The sequence below is a fragment of the Frigoribacterium sp. Leaf44 genome (assembly GCF_001421865.1).
In the GTDB taxonomy this organism is placed as follows: Bacteria; Actinomycetota; Actinomycetes; order Actinomycetales; family Microbacteriaceae; genus Frigoribacterium.
The window spans coordinates 149,554-174,899 of the sequence record NZ_LMLG01000001.1 but is presented as its reverse complement, the minus strand read 5'-3'; the positions used below and the strand labels follow the sequence as shown (position 1 = coordinate 174,899).

The following is a 25,346-nucleotide window of genomic DNA, read 5'->3' as shown; positions in this document are numbered from 1 at the left end:
GCCCGAGGGTCGTCGAAGAGGCGCGCGCCGGTTCGCGCGGTCGGCTGCCCGTGGTCTCTCATCACGCCTCCCACCGAGGACGTTACGACAGACCACCGACACCGCGCCCCTCTCCGGAAGGCCGCCCCGCCGCCCGACCGCCCGCCCCGCCGCGTGGTCGGCAACTCCTGCTTCGTGCGGAGTCGTTCCGCGGCGCCCCTGAGCTTCCGGGCCCGGGGGTTCGCGAGGCTGCACCGGTCCGGAGTTGCCGACGGGCACCGTGGCGATGCGCCGTCACGACCGGACCCGATCCGATTCGACGCGCACCCCCGGCACGCCACCCCGCCACCCCGCCACCCCGCCACCCCGCCCTGCGCGTGGACTCCCGATGCGGGTAATTCCTGCCTCCCGGGTGCACCGACCGGCACGGGCCCCGGGGTTTCCGGGCCCGGCATCCGGCGCTGCGGCACCAGCCCGGAGTTGCCGACACGAACGCACGGCACCCACGAACTCGGGGCCGGGGTCGAGGCCGGGGTCGAGGTCGAGGCCGGGGTCGAGGCCGGGGCCGGGGCCGGGGGCGACGTCGCGCGCGGCACGTTCCCGGCGCGACGTGCACCTCGGCGATGCCGGACCCTGCCCCTCGATCCACCCGGCTGCCTGCGGACGCGTGCGGTCGGCGGCAGCGGACGCCTCAGCCGGCGAGGGCGTCCCGCAGGGCGGTCTCGTGATCGACCAGTCGACCGGCGCGGGCCGACGACGCCACCTCGTCGAGCCGCTCGGCGAGGTGCAGCGCCGCTGCCAGCACGGCCGGTTGGTCGAGGGCGTAGGTGCGGACGGTGTGGAAGAGCGAGTCGACGAGCGCGTCCACCGTCGGCCACGTGACGAGGACGACCGGCTCACCCCGGTCGTCCAGCAGGGCCGTGACGGGCTCGCCCCGACGCCAGAGCGGGACGAGCACCCCGGCCGACATGTCGAGCGCACTCACCGCGGTGTACGGGTCGTTGCTCCCCGAGGCGAGACCGCGCACGGCGATCTCGACGAGTTGTTGCAGGGCGAACCCGACGTCCTGGTGAGGGGTCCGGGCGGGTCCCAGGGTGGCCGCCCGTCGCAGCTCACGGAACGTGTCGGACCCCGGGGAGGCGCTGGTCACCACGAGCGGGTCCCCCACGATCACGTACCGGCCGGGCATCGCCACGACCTCGACGACGAGGCCTTCGCGCACGGCGACGCGGCGGAGCGCCTCCCACGCGACGGTCTGCACGTAGCCGTCGGCGTCGGCCCGGACGACGGCCGCGTCGGCCGGGAGCGGACCGTCCGCCGAGGACCCCACCCGCGCCTCCTGACTGACGTCGTCGGCCGGGCTCGTGGGGTAGACGACGTCGGTCACGGCCCGGAGGTCGTCGAGCACGCGTGCCTGCAACGAGGTGATCTGCACCGAGCCGGCGATGTGGTGGATGAAGAAGACCAGCACCCCGACGTCGAACACGCTGAGCAGGACCGCGACGTGGACGGCGATCACCGGGACGAAGGCGCTGGTGTCGTCGACCTCGGTGTGGACGGTGCGCATGACGACGATGCAGTAGAGGAAGGTCGAGGTGAAGGTCGCCAGCACGAACTGGTTCGCACGGTCGGCCATGAAGTTGCGGACGAGTCGCGGGCCGTAGGTCGACGACGTCGTGGCGAGCACCGAGATCGTGATCGAGAACGACGTGCCGGCCACGGTCAGCATGGACGTCCCGATGCCCGACAGCAACGACCGTCCCCCGGAGGCGCTGAGGGCACCCAGCAGCGGCAGCCCCTCGGTCACCGTCGTCGGCAGGGACCGGTCGACCGTCACCAGCACCTCGGCGAGGACGACGGCGACGAGCCCGAACACGGCGGGCAGGAACCAGAACGACTCCCGCACGCGGGTCAACGACAGCATGCCGCCGAGCGTAGACGGTGCCTCCCGCCGGGCACCGCCCGAGGAGGAGGACTCCCCCGCCGATCAACGGGCCGTGACCACGCGCCGTCCAAGGTCGGAGTCGAGCATCGTGTCCATGGCCGTGCCCACCAGGCGGTCCCCGAGGGGTCGTTCGACGCGGCCCGAGGCGACGAGCGCCGCGATCCCCTGCATCGTCGCCGCGAAGAGCATCTTGAAGTGGTCGCGCGACTCGTCGCCGGACGCCTCGGACTCCGCCGGCCCCAGGGCTCCGTCGAGCACGGCGAAGAGGGTGCCGGCCGCCTCGTGCACGGCCTCGGGCTTCGTCGTGACCTTGGCCTGGAACATCAGCTCCATGAGCGCGGCGTCGTCGACGGCGAAGTCGACGTAGGCGCGGGCGACGCGGTGCAGGCGTTCCGTCCGACCTCCCCCGCCGTCGAGTGCGCGCCGGATCGCGGTGGTGAGCCGCTCGAACCCGGCTCCGGCGAGCGCGTCGAGCAGCGCCTGACGGTCGACGAAGTGGCTCCGGGGGGCACCGTGACTGACCCCGGCCCGCCGGGCGAGGTCGCGGAGCGAGAGGCCGTCGACACCGGACTCGCGCACGACCTCGATCGCCTCGTCCAGCAGCACCGCGCGGAGGTTCCCGTGGTGGAAGGGCCGCTGCGTCATGCCTCGATCCTAATCCCCGACTAGTCATTGACTAGATACTAGACACCGCCTAGATTAAAACCATGACCACTCCACGAACCCTCCTCGTGCTCGGCGCCACGGGCCAGACCGGGCAACACTTCACGCGACTGGCCCTCGACGCCGGGCATCGGCTCCGCGCCCTCGCGCGGACGCCCGGCAAGCTCGCGATCGAGCACGACGACCTCGAGGTCGTCCAGGGCTCCCTCGACGACGACCTCGACCTCGACGCCCTGCTCGACGGCGTCGACGCCGTCGTGATGATGCTCGGGGACGCGGCCGCCCAGCGCGATCGGCAGGTGAACACGATCTTCGTCCGATCGCTCGTCCCCGCCATGCGCCGCAGCGGCACGCGACGACTCCTCTACCAGGCCGGAGGCCTGAGCGCGGCACCGGGCAAGCCCCTCGCGCCGGCGTTGCGGATCGTCCGCCGCACGATCGCCCGCGAGTACATCGGGCAGCACGAGGACAACGAGGCCGTCATGCGCTACCTCGACGAGGACGCCCGTGACGTCGAGTGGATGGTCCACCGGGCGGGCATCGGCTCCGACGGCCCCTCCAAGGGAGAGCTGCACCGCTCGTCCTCGATCATCAGCATCGGGACGTTCGTCGACTGCGCGACCTACAATCTGCGCATGCTCTCGGACGATTCGGCCGTCCACACCTCCGACGGCAGCCGGTACCGACGACGCTGACCGGTCATCGCGGCGGGCTCGACGGCAGGGCGGCGGCGAGGACGAACTCGAGCGCCTGCAGCTGACGCGCCGTGGTCCATCGGCCAGGGTCGCCCGCCGCGAGGCTCGAGACCCCTTCCACGGCCGCGACGAGGGCCGCCGCCCGGGTGGCCGCCTCGTCTCGGACCCCGGGATCACCGGCCTCGAGCAACCGGGTCAGACGATCGGCGAAGGCGCGACCGTTGCGCGCGTGCCGCTCGGCCAGGACGGGATCGTCGAGCGCCGCCGCCAGGAAGCCGACCCACACGCGGGCCTCGGCGAGACGCTCGTCGTCGGTCGGCAGGGTGCCCAGGACGACGGCACGTACGGCGGCGATCGCGTCGCCGGCATCGCGCTCGAGCGCGTCCGATCGCTCGCGGGTGCGCTCGTGGAGCACGTCTCGAGCGTGGAGCAGCAGGGCCTGCTTGTCCGGGAAGGTGTGCAGGACGAGGCCCGTCGTGCATCCCGCCCGTTCGGCGACCGCGCGGAGGGTGAGTCCCGTCGCCCCCCGCTCGGCGAGGGTCGTGAACACGGCGTCCGAGAGGCGCCTCCGGGTGTCGGTCACATCTCGCGTCCTGCTCATCCCGATATCGTAACGTCTGTTACCGTAACGGTCGTCACGAAAGGACCCCCATGAGCTGGACGATCACCCGGACCCCCTTCGACCACCCCGACGCCGGCGGACTCCGCCGCGCGCAACGAGTCGAACTCGACGCCCGGTACGGCAGCGACGACCACGAGCCCGGCACGCCGCCGTCGGCGGCCGACGTCCCCGTGTTCCTCGTCGCCCGCGCGGACGACGGCCGGCCGATCGCCTGCGGTGGGCTGCGCCCCCTGGCCGACACGGTGCTCGGCCCGGCCACGGTCGAGGTCAAACGCATGTACGTCTCGCCCGAGGCGAGAGGGTCGGGGGTGGCGACCGCCGTCCTCCGAGCCCTCGAGGACGCCGCTCGCGACCTGGGCACCCGCCGCATCGTGCTCGAGACGGGCATCCTCCAGCCGGACGCCATCCGCTTCTACGAACGGGAGGGCTACGAGAGCATCCCGCCCTTCGGCTCGTACGTCGGATCGGCCGAGTCGGTCTGCTTCGCCCGCGACGTCTGAGCCGTGGCCGCGGCATCCCGTCGACCCGCCGGCGGCCTCCCGACCCGCGACGGGACGCCGCCCCGGGGCGGGACACGTCTTCTGGGGTAGGGACAGCTGCCGGTGGATGCGGCATCGTGTCCGTCAGACCTCCCGTCGGCGATTCGTGACGAAACCTGCTCGACCCTCGTCCCCATTGCTGAGGCCACGTCCCACCAACGTGCGCCCCGGACGAGAGGAGGACCAGGAGATCACCATGCCCAGCACCTACATGCCCGCGACCGGACCGGCACCCGACGAGCGCGCACCCGACGAGCGCGCACCGGACGAGTTCCGTCGGGACGCCTGGTCGAGCGACGACATCGAGGAGGCGCGCGACAGTCTGCAGACGGTCCTCGCCGGCCGGGACTTCCGTGCTCGCGTCGGCCCGGAGCCGTTCGCGTTCCGCTTCGCCTCCGCCGGTGACGCCCGTCTGGCGCTGCAGACCGGCACCTTCACCGGTCACCTGCAGGGCACGATCCCGTGGTCCCGTGACTACGTCGTGTCCTGGTTCCAGCAGGGCTCCGTGACCATCGACCACCCCACCGGGCAACTCACCAGCGTGGGCACCCGGCCGTTCCTGACCCCGACCGAGACGTCCTTCTCCTTCGTCATGACCCCCCACCGGCACGGCATCGTCCAGATCGACGGAGCCTTCTTCGAGGAGGTCGCCACCGAACGCCACGCCGGGCCGGCGCAACGGATCGTCTTCGACTACGCCGCCGTCCCGAGCGACGTCGCCCTCGCCGCCTGGCAGCGCACCCTCGGCACGGCCACCCCGACGATCGTCGACCCGCGGACCCCTCCCCTCGCCCGACACAGTGCCCAGACGGCGATCGTCAGGACGCTGCTGGACGTGTTCCCCTGGCGAGCGGTCGACGTCCCCGACACCCTGCGCACCGAACGGACGAAACGCCTGCGACTGGCCGCCGAGTACGTGCACGCCTACGCCGACCAGGCGATCTCGTCGGCGGACATCGCCACGGCCGCCGGCATGCACACCCGGACCCTGCAGCAACTGATGAACGAGCACCTGGGTTCCAGTCCGTCGAAGTACCTCAGACACGTCCGCCTCGACCGGGTGCGCCAGGACCTCGTCGCGGGCGACCCGGGGACGACCCTCGTCTCGGAGGTCGCCGGCCGCTGGGGCTTCGGGAACATGGGCCGGTTCTCGGCTGCGTACCTGGCCCGCTTCGGCGAGCACCCGAAGGACACCCTCGCGCGCTGAGCGGACGACGGCCAGGGTTCCGTCGTCGCCTCCGGTCCGTGTATCGTCTCCCTCACTGAGGTAAAAGGCGTCGCGATCCGCGACGCACCCGCACGCGGCATCGGACGATCCGCCACTTCTTCCCTCGAAGGAGTGCGCCCTCGTGTCGCCCAGCCCCCACCTCATCCGCCGCGCCGGTCTGCGTACCGGCGACGCGCCTCCTCGCCTCTCGGACGCCTGGATCGCCCTCGCCGGGTTGTCCGCGGTGTTCCTGTTCGAGATGCTCGACAACTCGGTGCTGAACGTCGCGCTGCCGACGATCGGCCGCGAGCTGGACGCGTCGACGACGGGCCTGCAGTGGGTGTCCGCTGCCTACTCGGTCGCCTTCGGCGGGCTCATGCTGCTGTTCGGCGCCGTCGCCGACCGCGTCGGCCGCCGCCGCGTGATGCTGACGGGCCTCGTCCTGCTGGCCGCGGCGAGCCTCGCCACCGCGGCGGTCACGACGACCGGAGAACTCGTCGCCGTCCGCGTGCTCATGGGGGCCGCCGCCGCGATGACCACACCGGGGTCGATGGCGCTGGCGTTCCGCCTCTTCGACGACGAGCGCCTGCGCGTCCGTGCGCTCACCGTCGTCTCGACCGCGGGCCTCGTCGGCCTCGCCGTCGGACCGACGCTCGGCGGGTTCGTGCTGGCGGTCGCACCCTGGCAGGTGCTGCTGCTCGCCGACGCGCCGATCGCCGTGCTGGCCCTGGTCGGCATCCGGTCGGGCATCGCCCGGGACGACCCCGCAGGGCTCCGACGCGACCCGGTCGACGTCGTCGGGGCGCTTCTCGGCACGGTGACCGTGTCCGCGGCCCTCGTGACGCCGACCGTCCTCGTGGAGTCGGGTGGCGCCTCCGGGTGGGGGTGGCTCGGCGTCGCCGTGACCGTCGTCGGCGCCGTCGGGTTCGTGGCCCGGGAGCGGTCGGCCCGACACCCGGTGGTCGATCTCCCGCTGCTCGCCCGTCCGCTGGTGTCGAGCGGCCTGGCGTTCAAGGCGGCGTCGGGCCTCGCCGTCGCCGGGCTCTCGTACCTGGTGACGCTGCAACTGCAGTTCGCCTGGGGCTGGCCTCCGGCCCTGGCCGCCGTGGGCACGCTTCCGCAGGTCGTCGTGCTGCTCGCCGGCGGCCGACTCGTCGGGCCGTTCGTCCGGCGGGTGGGCCTGGGCCGCGCGGCCGGGATCAGCGCGGCGGCCGTCGTCGCGGGTCTCGCGGTCTTCGGCGCCCTGAGTCGCCACGGGTACGTCTGGGTGCTCGTCGCGCTCGTGCTGGTCGCGGCGGGGATGCGCGTGGTCGGGGTCGTCGCGGGCGCCTCGGTGCTCACCGGCCTGCCCGCCGACCGCACCTCGGTCGGCGCCGCCCTCGTCGACGCGTCGAGCGAGCTCGCGAGCGGTGCCGCCGTCACGGCGGCCGGGACGGTCGTCGCCGTCCTCGTCGACGGCAGCATCACCACGACCACCTGGACGGCCGCGCGTCTGGCCACGTTCCAGGACGCTCTGACGGTCGCGGGCCTCGGACTCTGCGTCGTGGCCGCCGCGCTCGTCGTGCTCGGGATGCTCCGGGCCCGGGCCGACGACGGCGGTGCCGACCGCGGCCGTACGGAACCCCCTCCCACACACCTCTCGACCCCTGCCCGTTCGACCACCCCCACCGAGGAGACCACCCGTGCCTGACACCACCACCCTGCCCCGCCCGCCGTTCGACCCCGAGTTCGTCCCCTTCCTGGAGGCGATGGACGCCCGCGGCCGCTTCCGTCTCGAGACCGAGATGCTGCCGCGGATGCGACAGCTCGAGATGACGGAGGCGCAGCTCGACGAAGGACTGCACGCCCGCGGTCTCGAGAGGCGCAGCATCACCGTCCCCGGGCACCTCGGCGCCCCGATCGCCCTCGCGGTCGTCCAGCGGATCGGCCGCACCGGGACGGCGGCCTGCGCTTACGCGATCCACGGGGGCGGCATGATGTTCGGCCACCACCTCGGCAACCTCGACTCGTACGACGACTGGCTGCTCGTGCACGACGTCGTCCTCGTCAGCCCTGACTACCGTCTCGCCCCGGAGCACCCCGACCCGTACCCGGTCGAAGACTGCTACGCCGGCCTGGCCTGGGTCGCCGAGCACGTCGACGAGCTCGGCGTCGACCCCGCGCGGATCGTCCTCGTCGGCCAGAGCGCCGGAGCCGGACTCGCCGCGGGCACGGCGCTCCTCGCCCGGGACCGACAGGGTCCGGCCGTCGCCGGCCAGGTGCTCGTCAGCCCCATGCTCGACGACCGCGACGCGACCCTCTCCGCCCGGCAGTTCGACGGGGTGGGCGTCGCCGACCGCGAGATGACCCGGTTCGGCTGGGACGCCTACCTCGGCGACCGTCGAGGCGGCGACGGCGTGTCGATCCACGCGGCCCCCGGCCGCGCGACCGACCTGGCCGGTCTGCCGCCGGCGTACGTCGACTGCGGCAGCGCCGAGGTGTTCCGTGACGAGGCCGTCGCCTACGCCGGCGCGCTCTGGGCGGCCGGCGTGCAGGCCGAACTACACGTGTGGCCGGGGGCCTTCCACGGCTCGGCCAGCATGCTGCCGCAGGCGACCCTCTCGCGACGGGCCGTCGCGGCCCTGCGGGACTGGACCGGGCGCCTCCTCGGCTCTGCCGCCTGACCGAGGCCCAGGCCCAGGCCCAGGCCCGAGCCTGGGCCTGGGCCTGGGCCGGTCACGATCGGCGGCCTGCGGCAGCGGCGGGACACGGTCAGGAGTTCCGTCGGCGGTGCGCCGCGAGAGCGAGAAGCGCTCCGAGGACGAGGAGGCCGAGCGCGGCGATGCCGATGACGGCCGGTTCGGTGCCCGTGAAAGCGAGCAGACGATCCACCCGTGGCGCACCGGGACCGGCCGACGGATTCGAAAGCGTGTCCTCGGCGCCGACGGGTGCCTCAGGGTCGAAGGGCGCCCCCGGGTCGACGGGAGTCCCCGGGTCGACGGGAGCCCCCGGGTCGACGGGCGCCCCGGGATCGACGGCCGCCAGCAGGCCCGCGTCGATGCTTCGGTCCCTGTCGACCCCGACGAGCTCGTCTCCCTCGAGGACGGTCGAGAGCACCACCGACGCGGTGCCGTCGGCCGCGACGTCGGAGTCGACGGTCTCGTCATCACCCTGATGGCGTGCGGTCCAGGCCCTGTCGGGCAGCGAGGAGAACGCGACGGTGTAGGCCCCCGGGCGGAGCCCGTCGAAGACGTACGTGCCCCCGATGTCGGTCGTGGTGTGGCGTTCGACCGGACGGCCCCGGTCGTCGGCGCCGACGAGGGTCACCGGGAGGGACGGAGTGCCGCTCTCGGCAGGTCCCTGGAGCCCGTCGGCGTCCGCGTCGTCCCACACGAGGTCACCGACGGCGCCGGCGACGACGGTGATGGAGGCCCTGTTCGAGAAAGCGGGGAGCGCGAGGTTCGTCGCGCGCAGGCCGAACCGGTTCGTGACGACGTCTCCGTCACGCGCCTCCGTCGTCGTCGCGGTCAGGTCGTGGGTGACGACCTCGCCGACGTCGACGGCCGTGGTCCGCTGGATGCGGACGGCGGTGACGTCCTCGAGCGCCACCCCGTCGCCCCCCGTTCCGATGCGGGACCCGTCGAACCAGGCGGTGTCTCCACCGGGTGCGTTGCTCGGATCGTCACCGTCCAGGGAGATGCTGCCCGGGGTGGCCGTGGTGTAGCTGACGCGTTCACCGGCGGCGGGGTCGACGGCGACCGGGGCGGCGAGGTCGACCTGTCCACCGCCGGGGCCGACGAACGGCAGGACGTCGATCAGGTCGACGGCCGCGATGGGGACGGCGTCGGTGTTCCGGTACTCGAGGGCCCAGACGAGCGGGTCGCCGACGACCACGGTGGGCTCCTCGGCGGTCTTCTGGACCCCGATGCCGCTCGAGGACTCGACTCGGACACCACGGAGCGCGGTACGCCGTTCCTCGGGCGACAGGTCGTCCTCGGAGAAGACGCGGGCGGTGTTGTTCACCGACCCCGCCGGGGCGGTGCCGGACACGTCGAGCCGGTAGGTGAGGGCAGCGATCGGACGGTTGGGGACGACGTCCTCGAGGGTCCAGACGATGGTCTCGTGGACCTCACCGTCGATCGTCGTGGTCTCGACGCTCGTCGGTTCGAGGGAACTCGAACCACGCTGGTACGTGGTGTGCGGGGGCAGGACGTCGGTCACCGTGAGGACCTGGGGGCGGCCCCCCTCCGTGGCGTTCGTGAGGGTCGGGTAGAGGGCGTAGTCGACGCTCGTCCCGGCGACGACGAACGCGGTCTTGTCGGGAGTGGTCGCGGCGCTGGTGCCGGGGTCGACGATCTTCTTCACGATCCTGGCCCTGACCTGGGTGACGATGACGCTGTCGGCCAGGGGCCCCGCGCCGTTGACCGCAGGCGCCGTGTCGTGGACCCAGGCACTCGTGCCGTCGAAGATCGAGCCGAAGTCGTAGAGGCGGGTGTCGTTCGGCGCGGCCTGCACCTCGAAGTAGCTGAAGAGGTTGCCCGCCCTCCCGCCGGCGACCGTCCCGACGGCGCGGATCTTGCCGATCGCGTCGACACCGCCGGGGACGTCCTCGGGGCTGTCGTACCAGGGCCCGTCGGAGTCGTCGCACGTGGCGTCACGACCGACGGAGGGGTCGGTGAAGGAGAACGCCGCGTACTCGACGCGGACGCCGTCGTTCCACCCGTTGGTGGCGGCGTGGTTGCCGAACAGGGTCGTCAGTTTCTGGAATCGGTTGTCGTAGACGTCGCAGGCGATCGCCCCGACGTAGTCCGAGACACCCTTGTTCGCGAGGTTCACCTGGGACCGGATGCGCGTCCCGGGTGTGACGTAGGGGTCACCGGACTTGGCCGAACCGACGGCGGTGGAGCCGTCGTCCCGGGTCTGGCCGAGGTGCTTGAAGCCCCCTCCCGGGACGAAGTACGACAGGTTGCGGTCGACGGAGTTGTTCGTCAGCGGCTCGGTCGAACCCGGGAAGTTGGAGGCACCGCTGATGCCCGTGGTCTGCAGGGGCGTGTAGGTGTTGGTCGCGATCAGGGACTGGCCGGCGTCGAGGCCGGGAACCCAGATGCTGATGTAGCCGCTGATCACGTAGGGCTTGACGCCCCCCTGGATCGGCTGGCCGGTGGCGCTCTGCGAAGGGATGCCCCGCGACGGCGTGATGTCGGTGTCGGTGCCCGTGATCGTGACGTCGACGGGCTGCCCCGGGGCGGATTGGGTGCAGTCGAACCGGCCCGAGTGCAGGACCGCCGTGGACCTGCCACCGCTGCCGCCGGGGAGGACCGGGAACGTGCGTCCGTCGTTCAGCCCGCAGGCCGCCCTTCCGTCGTGACCGAAGAGGACCGCCGGGGACGGGAGATCGCCGAACATGCGGGAGACGTCGTCCTGGAAGGTGAAGGTGCCCGCCGAACGTTCGTAGCCGAGGAGCCCCTGCCCGGGGACGACGGGCTCCCAGGCGACGGCCACGGGGTACTGGACGACCGTGCCCTCGGTGCCGTCGGGACCGACGACGCCGGGGTGGAAGTTGGAGTTCGCGACGGATTTGCTGAGATCGAAGCGAGGCGCGGCGGACACGGTCGTCGACACCGAGGTGACGGGGCCGGCCGGGGCGGCGACGTCGTCACCGGTCACGGTGCCCGTGATCGCGACGGTGCCACCGCCCGCCTGCGAGTCGACGGTCAGGACGACCGGGGTGGCGAGGACCTGCCCCTCGCCGACCATGCCGACGTTGCAGGTGAGCTCGGCGCCGACGATCGCGGAGCCGTCGGCCTGGCAGGTGTTCGGCAGACCGGCCCAGGTGGTGCCGGCGGGTGCGGTGACGGTGAACCGCTCGTTCGTCACCGAACCGCCGTTGGCACTGACGGTGACACGGTAGGTGATGGCGTCGAAGGTGCGGACGATGCCGTTGGAGGCGCCGGCGTCGGCACCGGGCCCGTCGGCAGGCGTGAAGGGGCCGCTGCCGTCGGCACGGCGCTCGATCTCGAGGTCGACGGTCGCGGCCGAGGCCGGTACGGCGGGCGCGGTGGAGCCGGGGGCCGGTGCGGTGGGCGAAGCGGAGGCCGGAGCGGTGGCGGCGGGCGTCGCCGCAGCAGGTGTCGCCGCGAGGACCGCGGTCACCATCGCCAGGGCCACCGTCGCACCGACCCCTCGGATGCCTGTGGTCGTGTTCATCGTGTGCGCCTCTCCTGGATCGCGACAGGTCACCCGGAAGGTGACATGTTCGAGATCACATGTCGGCTGTCATCCTAGGGCGCGGTCGACCCCGGGCGGAACCCGCGAAAAGCCGACGGTGCGACCCGATCGTCAGTCGCGCTTGGCGCAGGTGACCTGATCGGCGGACTGGCCCGTCACGCTGCTCGGGAGCTCGGCCGACGTCGGCGCCGGCTCGGGCGTCGGCGCCACACCGGTCGTCGACCCGTCGGCCGGAGCGACGTCGGGCGCGGGCGCGGACGGCTCGCCCGTCGCCTCGGCGGACGGGTCGGTCGACGTGCTCGGCGCCGGTGCGTCCGGGTCGAGCACCGCCGACCGCCCGAGGCTGTCCGTCGACAGGGTCAGCGGCAGGTCGCGCTGCAGCGCCTCGTCCAGGACCGACGCCGACGCCTCGTCGACCAGGACGCGGTTGCGGTCCGCGGGGTCGTCCACCGCCGGGTACTGCACGAAGACCATGTTCGACAGCCCGACCGTGTTCACGGCGAGGGCGAGCTTGGCGAGGGTCGACGCGTCGGCCAGCGTGTCGCTCAGCGTCATGTTCGCGAACGCCACCCGCGCGATGGCCAGCACCTTGGTCGGGTCGGTCAGCGTCCCCGCCGACACCGTCTGCCGGGCGAGCGCCGAGAGGAACGTCTGCTGGTTGCTGATGCGCCCGAGGTCACTCGAGTCGCCGACCCCGTAGCGCGACCGGAGGAACGCCCCGGCCTCGGCCCCCGACAACGTCCGCGTGCCGGCGGGCAGGTCGAGGGCGGGCTGGACCTCGGTGTCGCGGATCGGCGTCGCCAGGCACACGTCGACGCCGCCGATGGCGTCGGCCATCGACACGACCCCCTCGAAGGTGATCGACCCGGCGTAGTCGATCTGCAGCCCGGTCAGCTGGCCGATCGTCTGCGCCACGCACGAGAGCCCGTTCTTCGGTCCGCCACGACCCAGCGCGGTGTTCAGCATCGCGCCCGAGGTCGCCGGGCTGACCGTGCCGTCGTCGTTCGGGCACGCGGGCATCGGCACGATCAGGTCGCGCGGGAAGCTGACGACCGCCATGTTCGTGTGGTCCTCGGAGATGTGCACGAGCACCGTCGAGTCGTTCTTGCCCGCCCCCGAGCTGGCCTGCTGGTTGGCGGCGTCGTCGAACCCGGTGCCCAACCCCTCGCGGGTGTCGGTGCCGATCAGCAGCAGGTTCACCTCGCCGGTCTGTGCCGTCAGCTGCGGTACGGGCGAGGCGGACGACCCGTCGGGTCCGGCGAGCGGCACCGTGGGCCTCGCGCCCTGCAGCACCTGCCACGTGGCGATGGCCGCGACCGAGGTCGTGCTGACGAGCACGACGGCCAGCGCGGCCGCCGTGATCTTCGCCGCGAACGCCACGGGGTGGCCACGGCGGAGGCGACCGTGGCGGGCGATCCCGCCTTCGCGCACCGCGCCTCCTCGGCTCGTCGAGCCGTCGGCGTCGTCGAGTGCTCGCTCGGTGCGTCCGTCGTCGCTCATGCGCGCCCCCTCGGCGAGAGAGGGCTCGGGCGGCCCTCGTCGGGACGAAGCATAGGAGGCGCGGGCCGGGAAACCCCGGAGGTCGCCCCGTCGGCGTCCCCGGCCGTCCCGGTCAGGCGCTCTCGCCGAGCGTGGCCGGCGCGACGGCGGGCAGGACGTCCTCGGTCCAGTCGACCCGCAGGGACCCGGACCCCGACCAGCCACGCAACTCGGCACCGACCGTGTCCCGGAAGGTGGCCGCCTCGTCGCGGTCGCCCACGACGACGTCGAGCCGCAGCCGCGCCAACTGCTCGGTGACGCGGACGGGGAGGCCCCAGGCCTGCAGCACGAGCACCTCGGACGCGGCGCTCAACGCCGGGAAGTGCCGCCGGAGCTTCTGCTCGACGACGTGCAGCACGGCCACTTCGTCGGTGGGGTGGATCACTCCGGTCAGCGAGATCATGCCTGATGGTCCGCCCGGGAGGTTACGGCAGTGTGGCCACCCGCTGTGAAAGCACCCGGGCCTCGCCTCGTCCCCTGCGGCGCCTTGTCCCCCGTCGGGTCCCCCGCGGGCACGACCGTGTTGGCAGATCGGCCCCGGGTGGGCATGATCGTCACATGGCGAAAAAGCTCAAGACGGCCCACCGCGACCTCGTCGAGGCGCTCGACCACCACCGCAAGGTCATGCAGGAGAAACCGCTGTCGAGCAAGCGCGCCGGGCGGGCGACCGCCAAGCTGCGACTCGCCGTCTCGGCCTACTCGGCGGTCGTCGCCGACAAGACGGGCCAGCCCGACCCGTTCGTCGACTACGACGCCCTCGACCCGGCCACCGTCGCGTCGCTCGCCGCCGAACGCGACGCCATCGCCCACAAGAAGTCGTCCGACCAGGGCACGCTCGACTGACCCGGCCGCGCCGCGCCTCCTCGGGGTGGTGTCGCACCGCCGACCGGGCGTCGCACCGCCCACATCGACGGTGCGATGCTCAGTCGGCGGTGCGATTCCGGCCCGTCGACTCGGGGCGGGTCAGGCCGGGGCGGCTCAGCTCGGGACGGCCGCACCCTCGACGAGCGCCCAGCCGCCGTCGGTCGTGCGGCGCACCGCCCCGGCCCGCTCGAACGCGTCGAGCCAGCCACCCATCGGCCACTCACCCCAGCGTTCGGCGAACAAGCCACCGTTGCGCACGACGTCGGCCAGGTGCCGCCACGGCGGGGACGAGGTCGGGTGGTACTGGTGGTATGCGTGGGCGCCGCCGACCCAGACGAGCGGGACGTCGAGCGAGCGCGCGGTGAACGCGAAGTCGGTGTCCTCGCCGCCGTAGCCCTCGTACCGTTCGTCGAAGCCGCCGAGCCGCGCCCAGGTGTCCGGCGTCACCGCGAACGAGAGCGACCAGAACAGCGGGTAGTCCGCGGCGCCCGCGACGAGCGTCGTCCCGGCGGGAGGCGCGGGTCGCGCCGCGTGCGGAGCGGTCGCCGCCTCGAGTCCCTCGCCGCCACCGAGCACGAACCCGTCGGGCAGGTAGGTGACGGGTCCGCTCAAGAGGGCCCCCGGGTGGTCGAGCGCCGCCTGCTCGTAGTGACGGAAGAGGTCGGCACCCGGGACGCAGTCGGCGTCGAGGAACACGATCAGCGTCGCGCCGTGACCGACGGCCGCGTCGGCTCCGCGGTTGCGCCCCGCGGCGAGGCGCAGGCCGTCGGGGCCGGGCGGGACGTGCAGGGTCGTCACGCCGGCCAGGGCGGGCACGTCGGGGGCCGGGGTCTCGTCGAGCCAGACGACCACGTGGCCGGCGTCGGGCGCGACCTGCCGGACGAACCGCAGCTGGTTCGCGACGTGCTTCATGCGGGTGGCGGACGCGAGGGTCACGACGACGACGGTCACGACGCGGCTCCTGCCCCGGCTGTCGGCACGGCGACCTCGGCGACCACCGCGGCGGCGCGGGCGGCAGCCCCCTCGACCTGCCACGCCGACCAGTCGGGCCGCAGACCGCGTGCCCGCTCGATCAGCGCCGGCCACTCGTCGTCCTCCGGCCAGGACGACGCGACGACGGCGAGGCCGGCCCGGTCGAGCGCCCGGGCGGTCGTCAGCTGCTCCTCGAAGGGTCGGGTCTGCGGCACGACCACGGCACGGGCACCGAGGGCGGCCAGGTCGGCGACGGTGTTCTGACCGGCCCAGGTCACGACCACCTCGGCCGCGGTCATGGCCGCCCACGGGTCGTCGACCCAGGTGTCGAGGCCGAGGGCCGACCAGCTCGTGCCGGGTGTGGCCCGGTCGGCACGGGCGACCGCGGCAGCGAGGTCGTCGTGGTCGCTGCCGCCGGCACCGCCGACGAAGAGGACGTTGCCGGGCACGACGGTCGGCGTGGGCACCGGGACCCGACGCCCGTCCTGTCGCGAGATCCCACCGACCCAGCGCACCTTCTCGGCCACCCGGTCGAGCGCCGACGAGTCGTGGGTCCCGGCGGGCCACGGGGCGATCACGCGCGAGGCGGCGTCGTAGGCGAGTCGATGGGGTTCGTCGGTGCGGTCGCCGGGTTGCGAGACCACGACGACCTCGACGCCGAGCAACCGGACGAACAGCGTCACCTCGACCGAGACGTCGACGACCATCGCGTCGAACGGACGCCCGTCGGCCGCGGCCCCGGCGATCTCCCGGGCGATGCGGCCCAGGCGGGAGGTGTGCCCGGGGTGCCCCACCGGAGCCCAGTGCAGCAGACCGCCCACGGTCGGCGACGCGTCGGCGGGGTGCCGGACCACGCCGTCCGATCCCGTGGTCGGGGCGTCGTCCCGCTCGAGTTCGATCCAGGTGGTGTCGGCCGGCAGGTCGACGGGAGCGCTCAGCGAACTGAAGACGACGACGTCGGCGTCGAGGTGCGGCCGGACGGCCGAGAAGCGGGTGCGGTGCCCGGCACCGTGGTGGTGCACGTACCAGCCGACGAGTGGGCGGGCGACCGTCGAGGTCACGCCGTCACGACCCGTCGGCCGGTGCCGGCCGGGCGGACGGCCGACAGGCCGCCGGTGAGGGACGAGGAGGCACGGTGCCGGCCACCCACGCCGGTCGCCTTCGTCGCGGCGCCGGCGGACGTGCCCGGCACGCGCTCGTCGGAGGCGACGACGTCGGAGTACAGCCGCTCGAGCACGGCGGCCCGGGCTCGCAGCGAGAACCGGTCGACGGCGTCCTGCCGCACCGTGCGACGGGCGTCGGCGTCCGTCCCGACCCGGCGCAGCAGGTCGTCGGCGGCGCGCGCCATGCCGTCGAGGTCGCCGGCGGGGACCAGGGCGGCCCCGACCGAACCCGCCACGACCTCGGGGACTCCCCCGACGGCGAACGAGACGACCGGCGTGCCGGTGACCAGCGCCTCCGCGATGACGAGACCGAAGGGCTCCTCCCACACGGGCGTGACGAGGGCGCAGCCGCTGTGGCCGACGAGGGCCGCGAGCTCGGGCTGGCGCAGCTCGCCGACGTAATGGGCGGTGACGCCGAGGTGCGGGGCGACCTCGGTCTCGAAGTAGTCGACGTCGCCGATGCGACCGGCGATGACGAGGCGGCGCCCGGCGCGACGGGCCACCTCGAGGGCGAGGTGCAACCCCTTCTCGGGGACGATGCGTCCCGACCAGACGAGGTCGTCGCCCCCGGGTCCGAAGCCCCAGCGCTCGGTGTCGACGCCGTTCGGCAGGACGCCCGCCTCGACGCCTTCCCGCGCCCAGGCGGCGGCGGTGTGACCGCTGACGGCGACGAAGCGGCTGCGCGGCCCGGTGGACGAGCGATGCGCGGCGAGCATGTCGGGCAGGGTCGGCGTGTGCAGCGTGCTGACCATCGGCACGCCGATGCGGTCGGCCCGGGCGAGCGGGACGCCGTGCAGGCTGTGGTTGTCGACGAGGTCGTAGTCGTCGGCGTGGTCGGCGACGAACTGCAGAGCGCGTTCGAGGGCCGGCAGCGCGCGCTCGAGGTAGCCGTCCGGGTAGGTCGTGTCCGTCGCCTCGGCCGGGTCGTCGAACACCACGGCGGGCAGGACGAACTCGGGCGGGCTCTGGTCGAGGTGGTCGGACCCCTCGGTCGCGATCAGCGAGACGCGGTGACCGCGCTCGCGCAGGGTGCGCACCTGGTGGTGGACCGACGACTCGAGGCCGCCGGCGAACGGCTCGCGGATCGGGTAGCGCAACGGCGCCACGACGACGATGCGCAGGGGCCGGGAGGCGCGGATCACGCCGTCACCGCCGCGACCGTCGCGAGGGCGCGCTCGTACACCGCGAGATGGGCGGCGGCCACGTCGTGGCGTTGTCGTCGCCGCACGGACCGACGCTGCCGCTGCAGGGCGGCGCGCTGCGGGGTGCCGCGGCGCGAGGCCGGCACGCGGGTCGCGTCGTCGTGCGCGTCGGCGGTCCCGTCGACGGCGTGCGGGCTGACCAGGGCGATCACGGCGGCGGCGAGCGACGCGGGGTCGTCGAGGTCGAACGAGGCGGTCGTGCCGGCCTCGGGGTGCTGCGCTGCGACGTGGCCGACGCGGGGCGCGGCGACCGGGACGGCGAGGTCCCAGCACAGCTCGACCCAGCCGGAGTGCGTGCCGTGGCGGTAGGGCAGCACCGACACGTCCAGGTCGGCGAGCGACCGTTCGAGCTGGGGATCGGTCAGGCGCGGGTGCTCGGCGAGGGTCGCCGACGGGCCGGCGGCGCGGACGAGCTCGCGGATGCGCTCGGCCTGCTCGGGGTCGCGCACGCGCTCGTTCAGGTCGACCCGCGCCTCCACGGCGGCGCCGGTGGCGCGCAGGGCGTCGACCGCCGCCAGCAGGGTGCGGACGGTCTCGACGCCCGCGACGTTCGGGCGCAGGTCGCGGAGGTGGACCCCGACGACGACCGTGTCACCCGGCGTGCCGACGGGCAGCTCGGCCTCGGGGTCGGCGATGGCGGGGTGCGCGACGACGGTCGGGCGACGCCCCCACCGGGCCTCGACCTCGTCGGCGGCCGCGTCGGTGAGGGTGATCAACTCGTCGGCGGCCGGGACCAGCACGTCGAGGTGTTCGAGGTGGGGCGCCTGGTCGACGAGCTGCGGGTTGGTCAGGTCGTGCACCGTGTACACGAGCGGCAGGCGCAGGTCGCGCAGGGTCTCGACGACGGCGACGAGGTGCTCGGTCGGGTACGACTCCGTGCCGAAGTGCACGTGCAGGAGGTCGACCTCGTGGGCGTGCGCCCGCAGCCAGGCGGCGTCGAGCACGACCGGGGGCCACCAGCGGGCCGGCTCCGCGGGGTCGGGAAGCGGGTCGGCGAGGTGCACGACGCGTCCCGACGTGTCGAGGGGGTCGAGCAGCGAACGGACGTACGGGTGGCCGGCCGGGACCGACGCGACGCGGATCGGGGCGACCGGGGCGACGACGGCGCGGGCCAGGGTCGACGGCGACGTCGGGGCGTGATGGGTCATCGGGGCCTCCTCGGCGTGATCAGGTCGCTCGCCGTGCCGGACCGGCGCGGGGCCTGTCTCGCGGGACGACGAGCACCCGCGACGATGCGGGTGAGGTGTGCCGGGGCTGGCGGCGGGAAAGGATGACGCGACCGGGGAAGTCGCTGTTGACTCAACATAGGCCCGCGCGACCCCCTTTGTCCGTTCCGAGCGCGGGCCGGAGGGAAGCATGTCCGAACAGCGAACCGAACCCGACGGCCGCACCCGTCACTACGGCGACTTCTACGGTCTGAGCGAGCCGGAGGGCGACGGCGCGATCGCCCTCGTGGTGGGCAATTGCCAGGCCGAGTCGCTGCGCATCTTCCTCGACGGCGCGGGGCTCACGGCCGTCCGCATGCCACCGGTGCACGAGCTCACGGCCGCCGACCTGCCGCAGCTCGAGCGGTGGATCGGCCGGGCCGGCCTGCTCGTCTCGCAGCCGGTGCGCGACGACTACCACGACCTCCCGCTCGGCACGGCCCAGCTGGCCGCGATGCTGCCCCGGGAGGCGCGGGTCGTCCGGGTGCCCGTCGTCCGGTTCGCGGGCCTCTACCCCGCGCACGTCATCGTGCGCCCGCCGAGCGAGGTCTCGCTCGTGCCGCCCGTGGTCGAGTACCACGACGTCCGACTGATCGCCGAGGCCGCCGGACGGCCGCTCCCGGCCGACGCCCTGACACCCGCCGTCGTGCGGTCCGTCGCCGAGCTGTCGCTGGCCGAACTGCGCAGGCGAGAGGTCGCCCACGACACGGTCGTCGCCTCGGACCTGTTCGAGGTCGGTGCGGGTACCGACGGGGCCGGCACGCCGCGCTTCGACCAGATGCGCACCCTGAACCACCCCGGCAACCCGGTCTGGACGGCCCTCGCCTCGCGCGTCCGCGATCGCCTCGGCCTGCCCGAGCACGTCGTCGACCCGGGCCGACCCGTGCTGTCGAGCGTGCACGCTCCGCGCGAGCAGGCGGTGATCGACGCCTGGGGCCTCGACGCCGAGCCGACCGACCACTGGGTCGTCGGCGGCGAGCGCGTCGACGCCGACGAGGTCCGTCGTGCGCACCTCGCCTGGTACGCCGAGCACCCGGACGCGGTCGAGGCCGCGCTGGCCCGGCACGCCGACACGTTCGCCCTGTGGGGCGCGGCGTGAACGGGGCGGCGGTCGACCCCTCGGCCCGCGAGGCGACCGCGCGCGACTCGGCCCGCTCGAGCGCGCGGGACGGTGCGGCGGCGACGATCGACCTCGCCGAGCTGCCCGTGGTGGTCACGCACCACGATCCGCAACACGGCGTCGCGACCTACGCGGCCCAGATCGCCGCGACGGTCGAGGCCCGCACCGGGCGGCACCTCGCCCTCGACGTCGCCGACCTGCTCGACGTGCCGGACGACGACTCCGTCGACGTCACCCTGCCCCGGGCGCACCTGCAGTTCACCGACCGGCTGTGGGGCCCTTCTCCGTCGGCCGCGGCCGACGTCGTCGAGCACCTGGCCGACACGACGGCGCTCACCGTCACCCTGCACGACCTGCCCCAGCCGTCGGACGGCGAGCGCAACCTGAGGAGGCGCGGGGAGGCCTACGGTCGCGTGGTCGCCGCCGCACGGGGCGTCGTCGTCAACAGCGAGCACGAGCGCGCCCTCCTGCACGAGTGGGTCGGCTTCGACGGCCCGGTCGAGGTCATCCCCCTGCCGGTCGAACGGCATCCGCTGACGGGCACCCGGCCGGAGCCCGACGGCGACGTGGCGATCATCGGGTTCTTCTACCCGGGCAAGGGGCACGCCGAGGTCGTGGCGGCCGTGGCCGGACTCACGGCCGCACGGCATCGCGTCGACGGTGACCGGGACGGAAGCGGGGCGACGCGACCGGACGCGCGGGCGACGGGCGTCGTGGCGCTGGGCCGCGCCTCCTCGGGTCACGAGGCCGAGCTGCAGCAGCTGGTCGACGAGGCCGCCGCCCTCGGCGTGCCGTTCGGCGCGACGGGCTACCTCGACGACGCGACGCTGCTCGACCGGGCGCGACGCGCATCGGTGCCCGTGGCGGCGCACCAACACGTGTCGGCCTCCGGATCGATCGCGACCTGGATCGCGGCCGGGCGACGACCGCTCGTCCCCGACACGAGGTACTCGCGCGAGATGGCGGCGCTGCGGCCGGGCACGCTCACGCTCTACCCCGACGGCGGGCTGGCGGCCGCGATCGCCACGGCCCTGGCCGACCCGGAGTCGACCTGGCTCGACGACGACGCCCGCACCCTGCCCGGCCTCGACGAGGTCGCCGACGCCTACGCGGCGTGGTGGGCCGAGGGGGTGCGCTGGTGAGCCGCGACGCCGGGTCGCCGGTGTCCGACGCGACCGACACCGCGCCTCCTGCGGGCGGGCGGTTCGTCGTCGGCAACGCGTGGGACGCCCTCGACGGGACGTGGCCCGACCTGCCGCCGCTCGTGTCGGTGGTCGTCGTCCACTACCGGCAGCAGGCCGAGCTCGACCGGACGCTGGCGGCGCTCGCGCGTCAGAGCTACCCGGCCGAACGGCTCGAGGTGATCGTCGTCGACGACGGATCGCCGACGCCACCCACCGTGCCCGAAGGAGTGCGGCTGATCGTGCAGGAGGACCTCGGGTTCCGGCTCTCGGCCGCCCGCAACGTCGGCGTCGCCGCGTCGTCGGGGTCGGTGCTGTGCTTCGTCGACGCCGACACGTCACCCGAGCCGGACTACGTCCTGCGGCTGACGCGGTTGCCGGCGCTCGTCCCCGAGGCGGTGACGGTCGGACAGCGGAAGCACGCGGACTTCGCGGGCGTGCTGGGTGGTGACGGCGGCGCCGTGCCGGTGTCGGAGCCGGTCGAGGTGGCCGGGCCGGCCCACGAACTCGAGCAGCCGCGCTGGCTGCAGCAGGCGTACGGCTGGTCGGCCGACCTGCTGCACGCCGACGACCGGTCGTACCGCCACCTGATCGGGGCGGTCACCTGCTGCACCCGCTGGTTCTTCGACCAGGTCGGCGGCTTCGACGAGTCGTTCACCAGCTACGGCGGCGAGGACTGGGAGTGGGCACACCGCGCGTGGCTCGCCGGCGGCGTGTTCGCCCACGTGCCGGGCGCCGTGGCGTGGCACGACGGGCCGGACTGGGCGGGGCGGGCGACGGGTGCGGGCGTCGGTTCGGCGGGGTCGGCGGGATCGGCGGGCTCAGTGGCCTCGGCGGGCTCGGCGGGCTCGGCGGGCTCGGCGGCCTCGGAGGCCTCGGAGGCTGCTCGCGAGGTCGAGGAGGCGCGGCGCCAGGCCGAGAAGAACGGCGAGACCCTGCGCCTCGCCGACCTGATCGCCGTGCGCGGCTCCCGGGGGTTCGGAGTGCGGAGTCGCGCCGTGGACGTCTGCGTCGAACTGGCCGCCGCCGTCGGGACGTCGATCTCGGCCGGTGCGGCGTTCGTGGCGGTGGACAGCGTGCTGGCGGCGATGCCGGACGTGACGGTCGTGGTGCCGGACGACGTGGCCCCGGTCTTCGAGGCGGACCAGCGGGTGCTGGGCCGCTCGTCGGCGGCTGCCGCCGCGGCGCGGGGCGGTGCCCGGGTGGTCGTGACGCTCGACGGTGCCGTGCGGGTGCTGCCGGCGGTGGAGGCCGGTGGCTCGGACGACGCCCGGGTGCAGGCGCTGGCCGCTGCGGCAGGCCTCGGGGACGACGTCGCACGCGACCTGCGGACGGCGACGGACGCGGTCGGCGTGGGGTCGCTCGGCACCCTCGAGTTGGTGGACCCGTCGGGCCGGGTGCTCGTGACGGTCGAGTCGCGTCGCGCCGCCCTGCGCGCCCGACGCTGGGGGGCGGGCGTCGCGTTCGTCTCGCACCGCGCCTCCGTGGACTGGCTCACGCCCGTGACGGGCGAGCCCAGCGTCGCCGCCTACCTCGGCGGCTGGGGCTGACCGCGGGCTCGCACCCGTCCGCGTGCCGCGTGCCGCGTGCCGCGTCGAGTGGTCCCGTTCCGTCGTTCGTCGACCGACGAGGGACGGTTCGGGACCACTCGACCGTCGCTCAGGGGGCGGGTGCGACCAGGGTGAGCCAGCCCTCGTCGACGACGTAGCCGAGGGAGGCGTTCGTGGCGACGATCGCGGGGTTGTCGGCGGAACCTCCCGTGCGGAAGCGGAGGACGCCGGCATCGAGGAGGGCCAGCACCGACGCCGCCTTGATCGCTGCGGCGAGACCTCGACCGCGGTGATCGGAGTGGACGACGGTGACGTCCGTCTCGGCGGCGGGACCGTCGAGGTCGACGACGGTCAGGCCGACGAGGCGACCCGTCGGGGTGAAGGCACCCCAGGCCCTGCGGGTCGGTCCGAGTGTCGCCGACGACCGGTCGAAGGGCTCGTGCCGTGTGGCCACGCTGCCCGGGTAGTCGTCGAGGGTCTGCGCGTCGAGGGCGAGGACGGCGTCGACGTCGTGCGGACCGAGCTCGCGGATCGTGACGTCGGCGGCCTTGCCGGTGGCGAGGGCGCGGAGGCGATCGCGGTCGACGTCACCGGTGTGGAGCCGGGCACCGAACGACCGAGCGGCGACGGTCCACCCCTCACCGAGGAGCGCGGCGGCCTCGGGCGAGTGGTCGCGGAGGACGGCCGGGGTCTGCACGGTCCGATCGTACGACGGGGGCCGTCCTCGGTGCCGGACCGCGCCTCCTGGTCCTCTGGCATGCCGTCGTCGTCCGGAGGGCGGGGCCTGGTGGTGCCTCGGTAGGGTGGCGGGGTCGCGGTGGGCGGCGCGGACGAGGGGGATCTCATGACAGACCGGAACGACGGGGCGGACCAGCAGGGCGGGGCGGTGCCACCGTACGGGCAGCAGGCGCAGGGCGGACAGCCCCAGGGTGGGCAGCCCCAGGGCGGACAGCCCCAGGGTGGGCAGCCCCAGCAGCCGTCCGCCGGGCAGCCGACGCCTTCGCCGTACGGGCAGCAGGCGCCGTACGGGTCGCCCATGCCGCCGCCGTACGGGCAGCAGCCCTCCGGCCACCCGCAGCCGCAGCCCGGGTACGGGCAGCCCTCGTACGGACAGCCCTCGTTCGGGCAACCCTCGTATGCACAGCCCTCGTATGCACAGCCCTCGTACGGCCAGCCGCCGCAGGGGTCGCCCTTCGCCCCAGGTGGACCGGTCCCCCTCTGGGCGCCTCTGTACGGGGCGGGTCCGGTCGTCGCGGTGAAGCGGTTCTTCCTCAAGTACGCCGACTTCACGGGGCGCGCGAGCCGCAGCGAGTACTGGTGGGTGGTCCTCGCGAACACGGTGGTCTGGTTCGTGCTCAGCATCGTCGGGTTCCTCGCGGGCCTCCCGGGGAGTACGACGGACTACGACGGCACCCTCGAGCCCGGACCGGGCTTCATCCCCTTCGGCTTCGTTCTCGCGGTCTTGCTCTTCGGGACGATCGTCCCGTTCCTCTCCCTCGGAGCGCGGCGACTCCACGACATCGACCTCAGCGGGTGGTTGCTGCTGATCAACCTGTTCCCGTACCTCGGCGCATTCGTCATCTTCATCCTGTCGCTGCTCGGCCCGAAGCCCGGCGGTGCCCGCTTCGACCGACCGAGGGCGTGACGGCACACCAGTCCGAACGCGGTGACGGCGGCGGACGCGTCACGGTAGTTTCTCGACCATGAGCGCTCCCGACGCCCGCGTGCCCGACGACCGACGTGCCCTCGTCCAGCCGGAGCTACGCCCCGGCGAGCGCCTGCTCTGGTCGGGCGGCCCGGACGAGAGCGTGACCTTCGGTCGCAACGACCTGTTCCTCGTGCCGTTCAGCCTGCTGTGGTGCGGGTTCGCGATCTTCTGGGAGGTCTCCGCCCTGCGCGACGGGGCATCGTGGTTCTTCGTCGCCTTCGGTGGGGTCTTCGTGGCGATCGGCCTCTTCTTCGTGGTCGGCCGATTCCTGCTCAAGCGGGCACGGAAGGCGAAGACGGGTTACGCGGTCACCGACCAGCGGTCGTTCCTGGTCGTCGGGTCGACCGTCCACCAGGCGCCGGCGAAGCAGCAGAACCAAGAGGTGTCGTGGTCCCGGGACCGCACCCACGTCAGCGTCGACTGGACCGACTCGATCACGGGGAACACCCCGTTCGGCGCACGGCAGCGTGGCCTGACCAACACGGGCCTCGACGGCGTCATGGCCCCGCTGCCGATGACCTTCGTGGACGTGCGCGACGGCGAGGCGCTGCTGCGCGCGCTCGACGAGGCCGGGCGTCCGGAGGCACGGTGAGGCACGTCGGCGGATTCCTCCGTCGACGAGAGGCGAACGTCGGCGAACCACGCCGCAGCCAGGCCTGGCGGGATCTCGTCGACCGGGTGCTGGTCGAGCTCAACGCCCTCGACCCCTATGGACTGGAGCCCGGCACCGAGGACGGCGCCCCCTGGGACGAGTACGAACTCGAAGCCGTCCCGATGGTGCGTGAACTGATCCGGGCCGGGGGCATCACCGGCGACCAGGTCGACGCGATCTGGACCGCGTGGTTCGGCGAGACGCTGAGCGGTCGCACGGAGCCGGCCCGGTTCGAGGAGTTCCTCGCCCGACTGGATGCCGTGGGGCCGTGGCCTGACGAACGCTCGTAGCGCGACGACCACGACGGCTTCGAGGGGCATCTCCGGCGGTACC

Annotated in this window: 23 protein-coding genes; 12 read left to right on the top strand and 11 right to left on the bottom strand. The window is 73.8% G+C overall.

Annotated elements, in window-relative coordinates:
- Positions 1 to 670: 670 nt before the first annotated feature.
- Complete coding sequence (locus ASE87_RS00870) at positions 671 to 1,903, bottom strand: DUF2254 domain-containing protein (protein WP_056225184.1); 1,233 nt, start codon at positions 1,901 to 1,903, stop codon at positions 671 to 673.
- A gap of 63 nt (positions 1,904 to 1,966) precedes the next feature.
- Positions 1,967 to 2,569 carry a TetR/AcrR family transcriptional regulator gene (locus ASE87_RS00865; protein ID WP_043595133.1) on the bottom strand — a complete coding sequence of 201 codons (603 nt, stop codon included), beginning with the start codon at positions 2,567 to 2,569 and terminating at the stop codon, positions 1,967 to 1,969.
- 62 nt (positions 2,570 to 2,631) lie between these two features.
- Here ASE87_RS00865 and ASE87_RS00860 point away from each other — a divergent pair, with 62 nt between their 5' ends.
- Positions 2,632 to 3,282 (top strand): NAD(P)-dependent oxidoreductase, encoded by a 651-nt coding sequence (locus ASE87_RS00860; protein ID WP_056225181.1) that lies wholly within the window; start codon positions 2,632 to 2,634, stop codon positions 3,280 to 3,282.
- Between the two features lie 4 nt (positions 3,283 to 3,286).
- Here the strand turns inward: ASE87_RS00860 and ASE87_RS00855 are convergent, their stop codons facing one another.
- Positions 3,287 to 3,883, bottom strand: coding sequence for a TetR/AcrR family transcriptional regulator (locus ASE87_RS00855; protein WP_056225179.1), 597 nt, complete (start codon positions 3,881 to 3,883; stop codon positions 3,287 to 3,289).
- Between the two features lie 50 nt (positions 3,884 to 3,933).
- On the opposite strand from ASE87_RS00855, the gene ASE87_RS00850 reads away from it, so the two are divergent.
- The 4 genes from ASE87_RS00850 (at position 3,934) to ASE87_RS00835 (ending at position 8,313) form a co-directional block, all read left to right on the top strand.
- Complete coding sequence (locus ASE87_RS00850; RefSeq protein ID WP_056225175.1) at positions 3,934 to 4,404, top strand: GNAT family N-acetyltransferase; 471 nt, start codon at positions 3,934 to 3,936, stop codon at positions 4,402 to 4,404.
- A gap of 235 nt (positions 4,405 to 4,639) precedes the next feature.
- Complete coding sequence (locus tag ASE87_RS00845) at positions 4,640 to 5,650, top strand: helix-turn-helix domain-containing protein (protein WP_162235842.1); 1,011 nt, start codon at positions 4,640 to 4,642, stop codon at positions 5,648 to 5,650.
- 142 nt (positions 5,651 to 5,792) lie between these two features.
- Entirely contained in the window at positions 5,793 to 7,340 is a 1,548-nt protein-coding gene (locus ASE87_RS00840) for an MFS transporter (protein WP_369813983.1), read from the top strand.
- Entirely contained in the window at positions 7,333 to 8,313 is a 981-nt protein-coding gene (locus ASE87_RS00835) for an alpha/beta hydrolase (RefSeq protein WP_056225170.1), read from the top strand. The genes ASE87_RS00840 and ASE87_RS00835 overlap by 8 nt, the downstream gene beginning before the upstream one ends.
- A gap of 88 nt (positions 8,314 to 8,401) precedes the next feature.
- On the opposite strand, the gene ASE87_RS00830 is transcribed toward ASE87_RS00835, so the two are convergent.
- From ASE87_RS00830 to ASE87_RS00820, 3 genes are all read right to left on the bottom strand, one after another.
- Positions 8,402 to 11,836: an SdrD B-like domain-containing protein gene (locus tag ASE87_RS00830; protein WP_056225167.1), complete on the bottom strand. Its 3,435-nt coding sequence runs from the start codon at positions 11,834 to 11,836 to the stop codon at positions 8,402 to 8,404.
- A 132-nt stretch (positions 11,837 to 11,968) separates the two neighbouring features.
- Positions 11,969 to 13,357 (bottom strand): LCP family protein, encoded by a 1,389-nt coding sequence (locus ASE87_RS00825; RefSeq protein WP_082452214.1) that lies wholly within the window; start codon positions 13,355 to 13,357, stop codon positions 11,969 to 11,971.
- Between the two features lie 112 nt (positions 13,358 to 13,469).
- On the bottom strand, positions 13,470 to 13,799 hold the full coding sequence (locus ASE87_RS00820; RefSeq protein WP_043595139.1) for a hypothetical protein: 330 nt from the start codon (positions 13,797 to 13,799) through the stop codon (positions 13,470 to 13,472).
- Positions 13,800 to 13,954: 155 nt separating this feature from the next.
- Here ASE87_RS00820 and ASE87_RS00815 point away from each other — a divergent pair, with 155 nt between their 5' ends.
- Positions 13,955 to 14,239, top strand: coding sequence for a hypothetical protein (locus tag ASE87_RS00815; RefSeq protein ID WP_043595140.1), 285 nt, complete (start codon positions 13,955 to 13,957; stop codon positions 14,237 to 14,239).
- 135 nt (positions 14,240 to 14,374) lie between these two features.
- Here ASE87_RS00815 and ASE87_RS00810 read toward each other — a convergent pair whose 3' ends face one another.
- Genes ASE87_RS00810 through ASE87_RS00795 form a run of 4 tightly spaced genes read right to left on the bottom strand, consistent with a single transcriptional unit; the run spans position 14,375 to position 18,745 of the window.
- Positions 14,375 to 15,211: a glycosyltransferase family 2 protein gene (locus ASE87_RS00810; RefSeq protein ID WP_157489623.1), complete on the bottom strand. Its 837-nt coding sequence runs from the start codon at positions 15,209 to 15,211 to the stop codon at positions 14,375 to 14,377.
- The gene (locus tag ASE87_RS00805) at positions 15,208 to 16,293 is read right to left on the bottom strand and encodes a glycosyltransferase (RefSeq protein ID WP_056225164.1); all 1,086 of its coding nucleotides are present in this window, start codon (positions 16,291 to 16,293) and stop codon (positions 15,208 to 15,210) included. Before ASE87_RS00805 ends, ASE87_RS00810 begins: the two co-directional genes overlap by 4 nt.
- Positions 16,290 to 17,537 (bottom strand): glycosyltransferase, encoded by a 1,248-nt coding sequence (locus ASE87_RS00800; RefSeq protein WP_235472155.1) that lies wholly within the window; start codon positions 17,535 to 17,537, stop codon positions 16,290 to 16,292. Before ASE87_RS00800 ends, ASE87_RS00805 begins: the two co-directional genes overlap by 4 nt.
- Positions 17,534 to 18,745 (bottom strand): glycosyltransferase, encoded by a 1,212-nt coding sequence (locus tag ASE87_RS00795; protein WP_056225161.1) that lies wholly within the window; start codon positions 18,743 to 18,745, stop codon positions 17,534 to 17,536. Before ASE87_RS00795 ends, ASE87_RS00800 begins: the two co-directional genes overlap by 4 nt.
- A gap of 208 nt (positions 18,746 to 18,953) precedes the next feature.
- Between ASE87_RS00795 and ASE87_RS00790 the strand changes: the two genes are divergently transcribed.
- Genes ASE87_RS00790 through ASE87_RS16865 form a run of 3 tightly spaced genes read left to right on the top strand, consistent with a single transcriptional unit; the run spans position 18,954 to position 22,653 of the window.
- Entirely contained in the window at positions 18,954 to 19,901 is a 948-nt protein-coding gene (locus ASE87_RS00790) for a WcbI family polysaccharide biosynthesis putative acetyltransferase (RefSeq protein ID WP_056225158.1), read from the top strand.
- Positions 19,898 to 21,064, top strand: coding sequence for a hypothetical protein (locus ASE87_RS00785; protein ID WP_157489622.1), 1,167 nt, complete (start codon positions 19,898 to 19,900; stop codon positions 21,062 to 21,064). The genes ASE87_RS00790 and ASE87_RS00785 overlap by 4 nt, the downstream gene beginning before the upstream one ends.
- Positions 21,061 to 22,653, top strand: coding sequence for a glycosyltransferase family 2 protein (locus tag ASE87_RS16865; protein ID WP_304437687.1), 1,593 nt, complete (start codon positions 21,061 to 21,063; stop codon positions 22,651 to 22,653). Before ASE87_RS00785 ends, ASE87_RS16865 begins: the two co-directional genes overlap by 4 nt.
- A 109-nt stretch (positions 22,654 to 22,762) precedes the next feature.
- On the opposite strand, the gene ASE87_RS00775 is transcribed toward ASE87_RS16865, so the two are convergent.
- Entirely contained in the window at positions 22,763 to 23,350 is a 588-nt protein-coding gene (locus tag ASE87_RS00775; RefSeq protein ID WP_056225150.1) for an N-acetyltransferase, read from the bottom strand.
- Positions 23,351 to 23,908: 558 nt separating this feature from the next.
- On the opposite strand from ASE87_RS00775, the gene ASE87_RS16545 reads away from it, so the two are divergent.
- From ASE87_RS16545 to ASE87_RS00760, 3 genes are read left to right on the top strand one after another with little or no spacing between them, the layout of a single operon-like run.
- A complete protein-coding gene (locus tag ASE87_RS16545; protein ID WP_235472154.1) occupies positions 23,909 to 24,298 on the top strand; it encodes a DUF805 domain-containing protein in 390 nt (129 codons plus the stop codon).
- Positions 24,299 to 24,356: 58 nt separating this feature from the next.
- Positions 24,357 to 24,953, top strand: coding sequence for a hypothetical protein (locus ASE87_RS00765; RefSeq protein WP_056225147.1), 597 nt, complete (start codon positions 24,357 to 24,359; stop codon positions 24,951 to 24,953).
- Positions 24,950 to 25,303, top strand: coding sequence for a hypothetical protein (locus tag ASE87_RS00760; protein WP_056225144.1), 354 nt, complete (start codon positions 24,950 to 24,952; stop codon positions 25,301 to 25,303). Before ASE87_RS00765 ends, ASE87_RS00760 begins: the two co-directional genes overlap by 4 nt.
- The last annotated feature ends 43 nt before the right edge of the window (positions 25,304 to 25,346 follow it).

Coding starts and splice junctions, on each gene's coding strand:
- ASE87_RS00815 (WP_043595140.1), top strand. CDS start 13,955: ATGGCGAAAAAGCTCAAGACGGCCCACCGCGACCTCGTCGAGGCGCTC.
- ASE87_RS00795 (WP_056225161.1), bottom strand. CDS start 18,745: ATGACCCATCACGCCCCGACGTCGCCGTCGACCCTGGCCCGCGCCGTC.
- ASE87_RS00830 (WP_056225167.1), bottom strand. CDS start 11,836: ATGAACACGACCACAGGCATCCGAGGGGTCGGTGCGACGGTGGCCCTG.
- ASE87_RS00765 (WP_056225147.1), top strand. CDS start 24,357: ATGAGCGCTCCCGACGCCCGCGTGCCCGACGACCGACGTGCCCTCGTC.
- ASE87_RS00845 (WP_162235842.1), top strand. CDS start 4,640: ATGCCCAGCACCTACATGCCCGCGACCGGACCGGCACCCGACGAGCGC.
- ASE87_RS00860 (WP_056225181.1), top strand. CDS start 2,632: ATGACCACTCCACGAACCCTCCTCGTGCTCGGCGCCACGGGCCAGACC.
- ASE87_RS00825 (WP_082452214.1), bottom strand. CDS start 13,357: ATGAGCGACGACGGACGCACCGAGCGAGCACTCGACGACGCCGACGGC.
- ASE87_RS00850 (WP_056225175.1), top strand. CDS start 3,934: ATGAGCTGGACGATCACCCGGACCCCCTTCGACCACCCCGACGCCGGC.
- ASE87_RS00870 (WP_056225184.1), bottom strand. CDS start 1,903: ATGCTGTCGTTGACCCGCGTGCGGGAGTCGTTCTGGTTCCTGCCCGCC.
- ASE87_RS00855 (WP_056225179.1), bottom strand. CDS start 3,883: ATGAGCAGGACGCGAGATGTGACCGACACCCGGAGGCGCCTCTCGGAC.
- ASE87_RS00820 (WP_043595139.1), bottom strand. CDS start 13,799: ATGATCTCGCTGACCGGAGTGATCCACCCCACCGACGAAGTGGCCGTG.
- ASE87_RS00790 (WP_056225158.1), top strand. CDS start 18,954: ATGTCCGAACAGCGAACCGAACCCGACGGCCGCACCCGTCACTACGGC.
- ASE87_RS00865 (WP_043595133.1), bottom strand. CDS start 2,569: ATGACGCAGCGGCCCTTCCACCACGGGAACCTCCGCGCGGTGCTGCTG.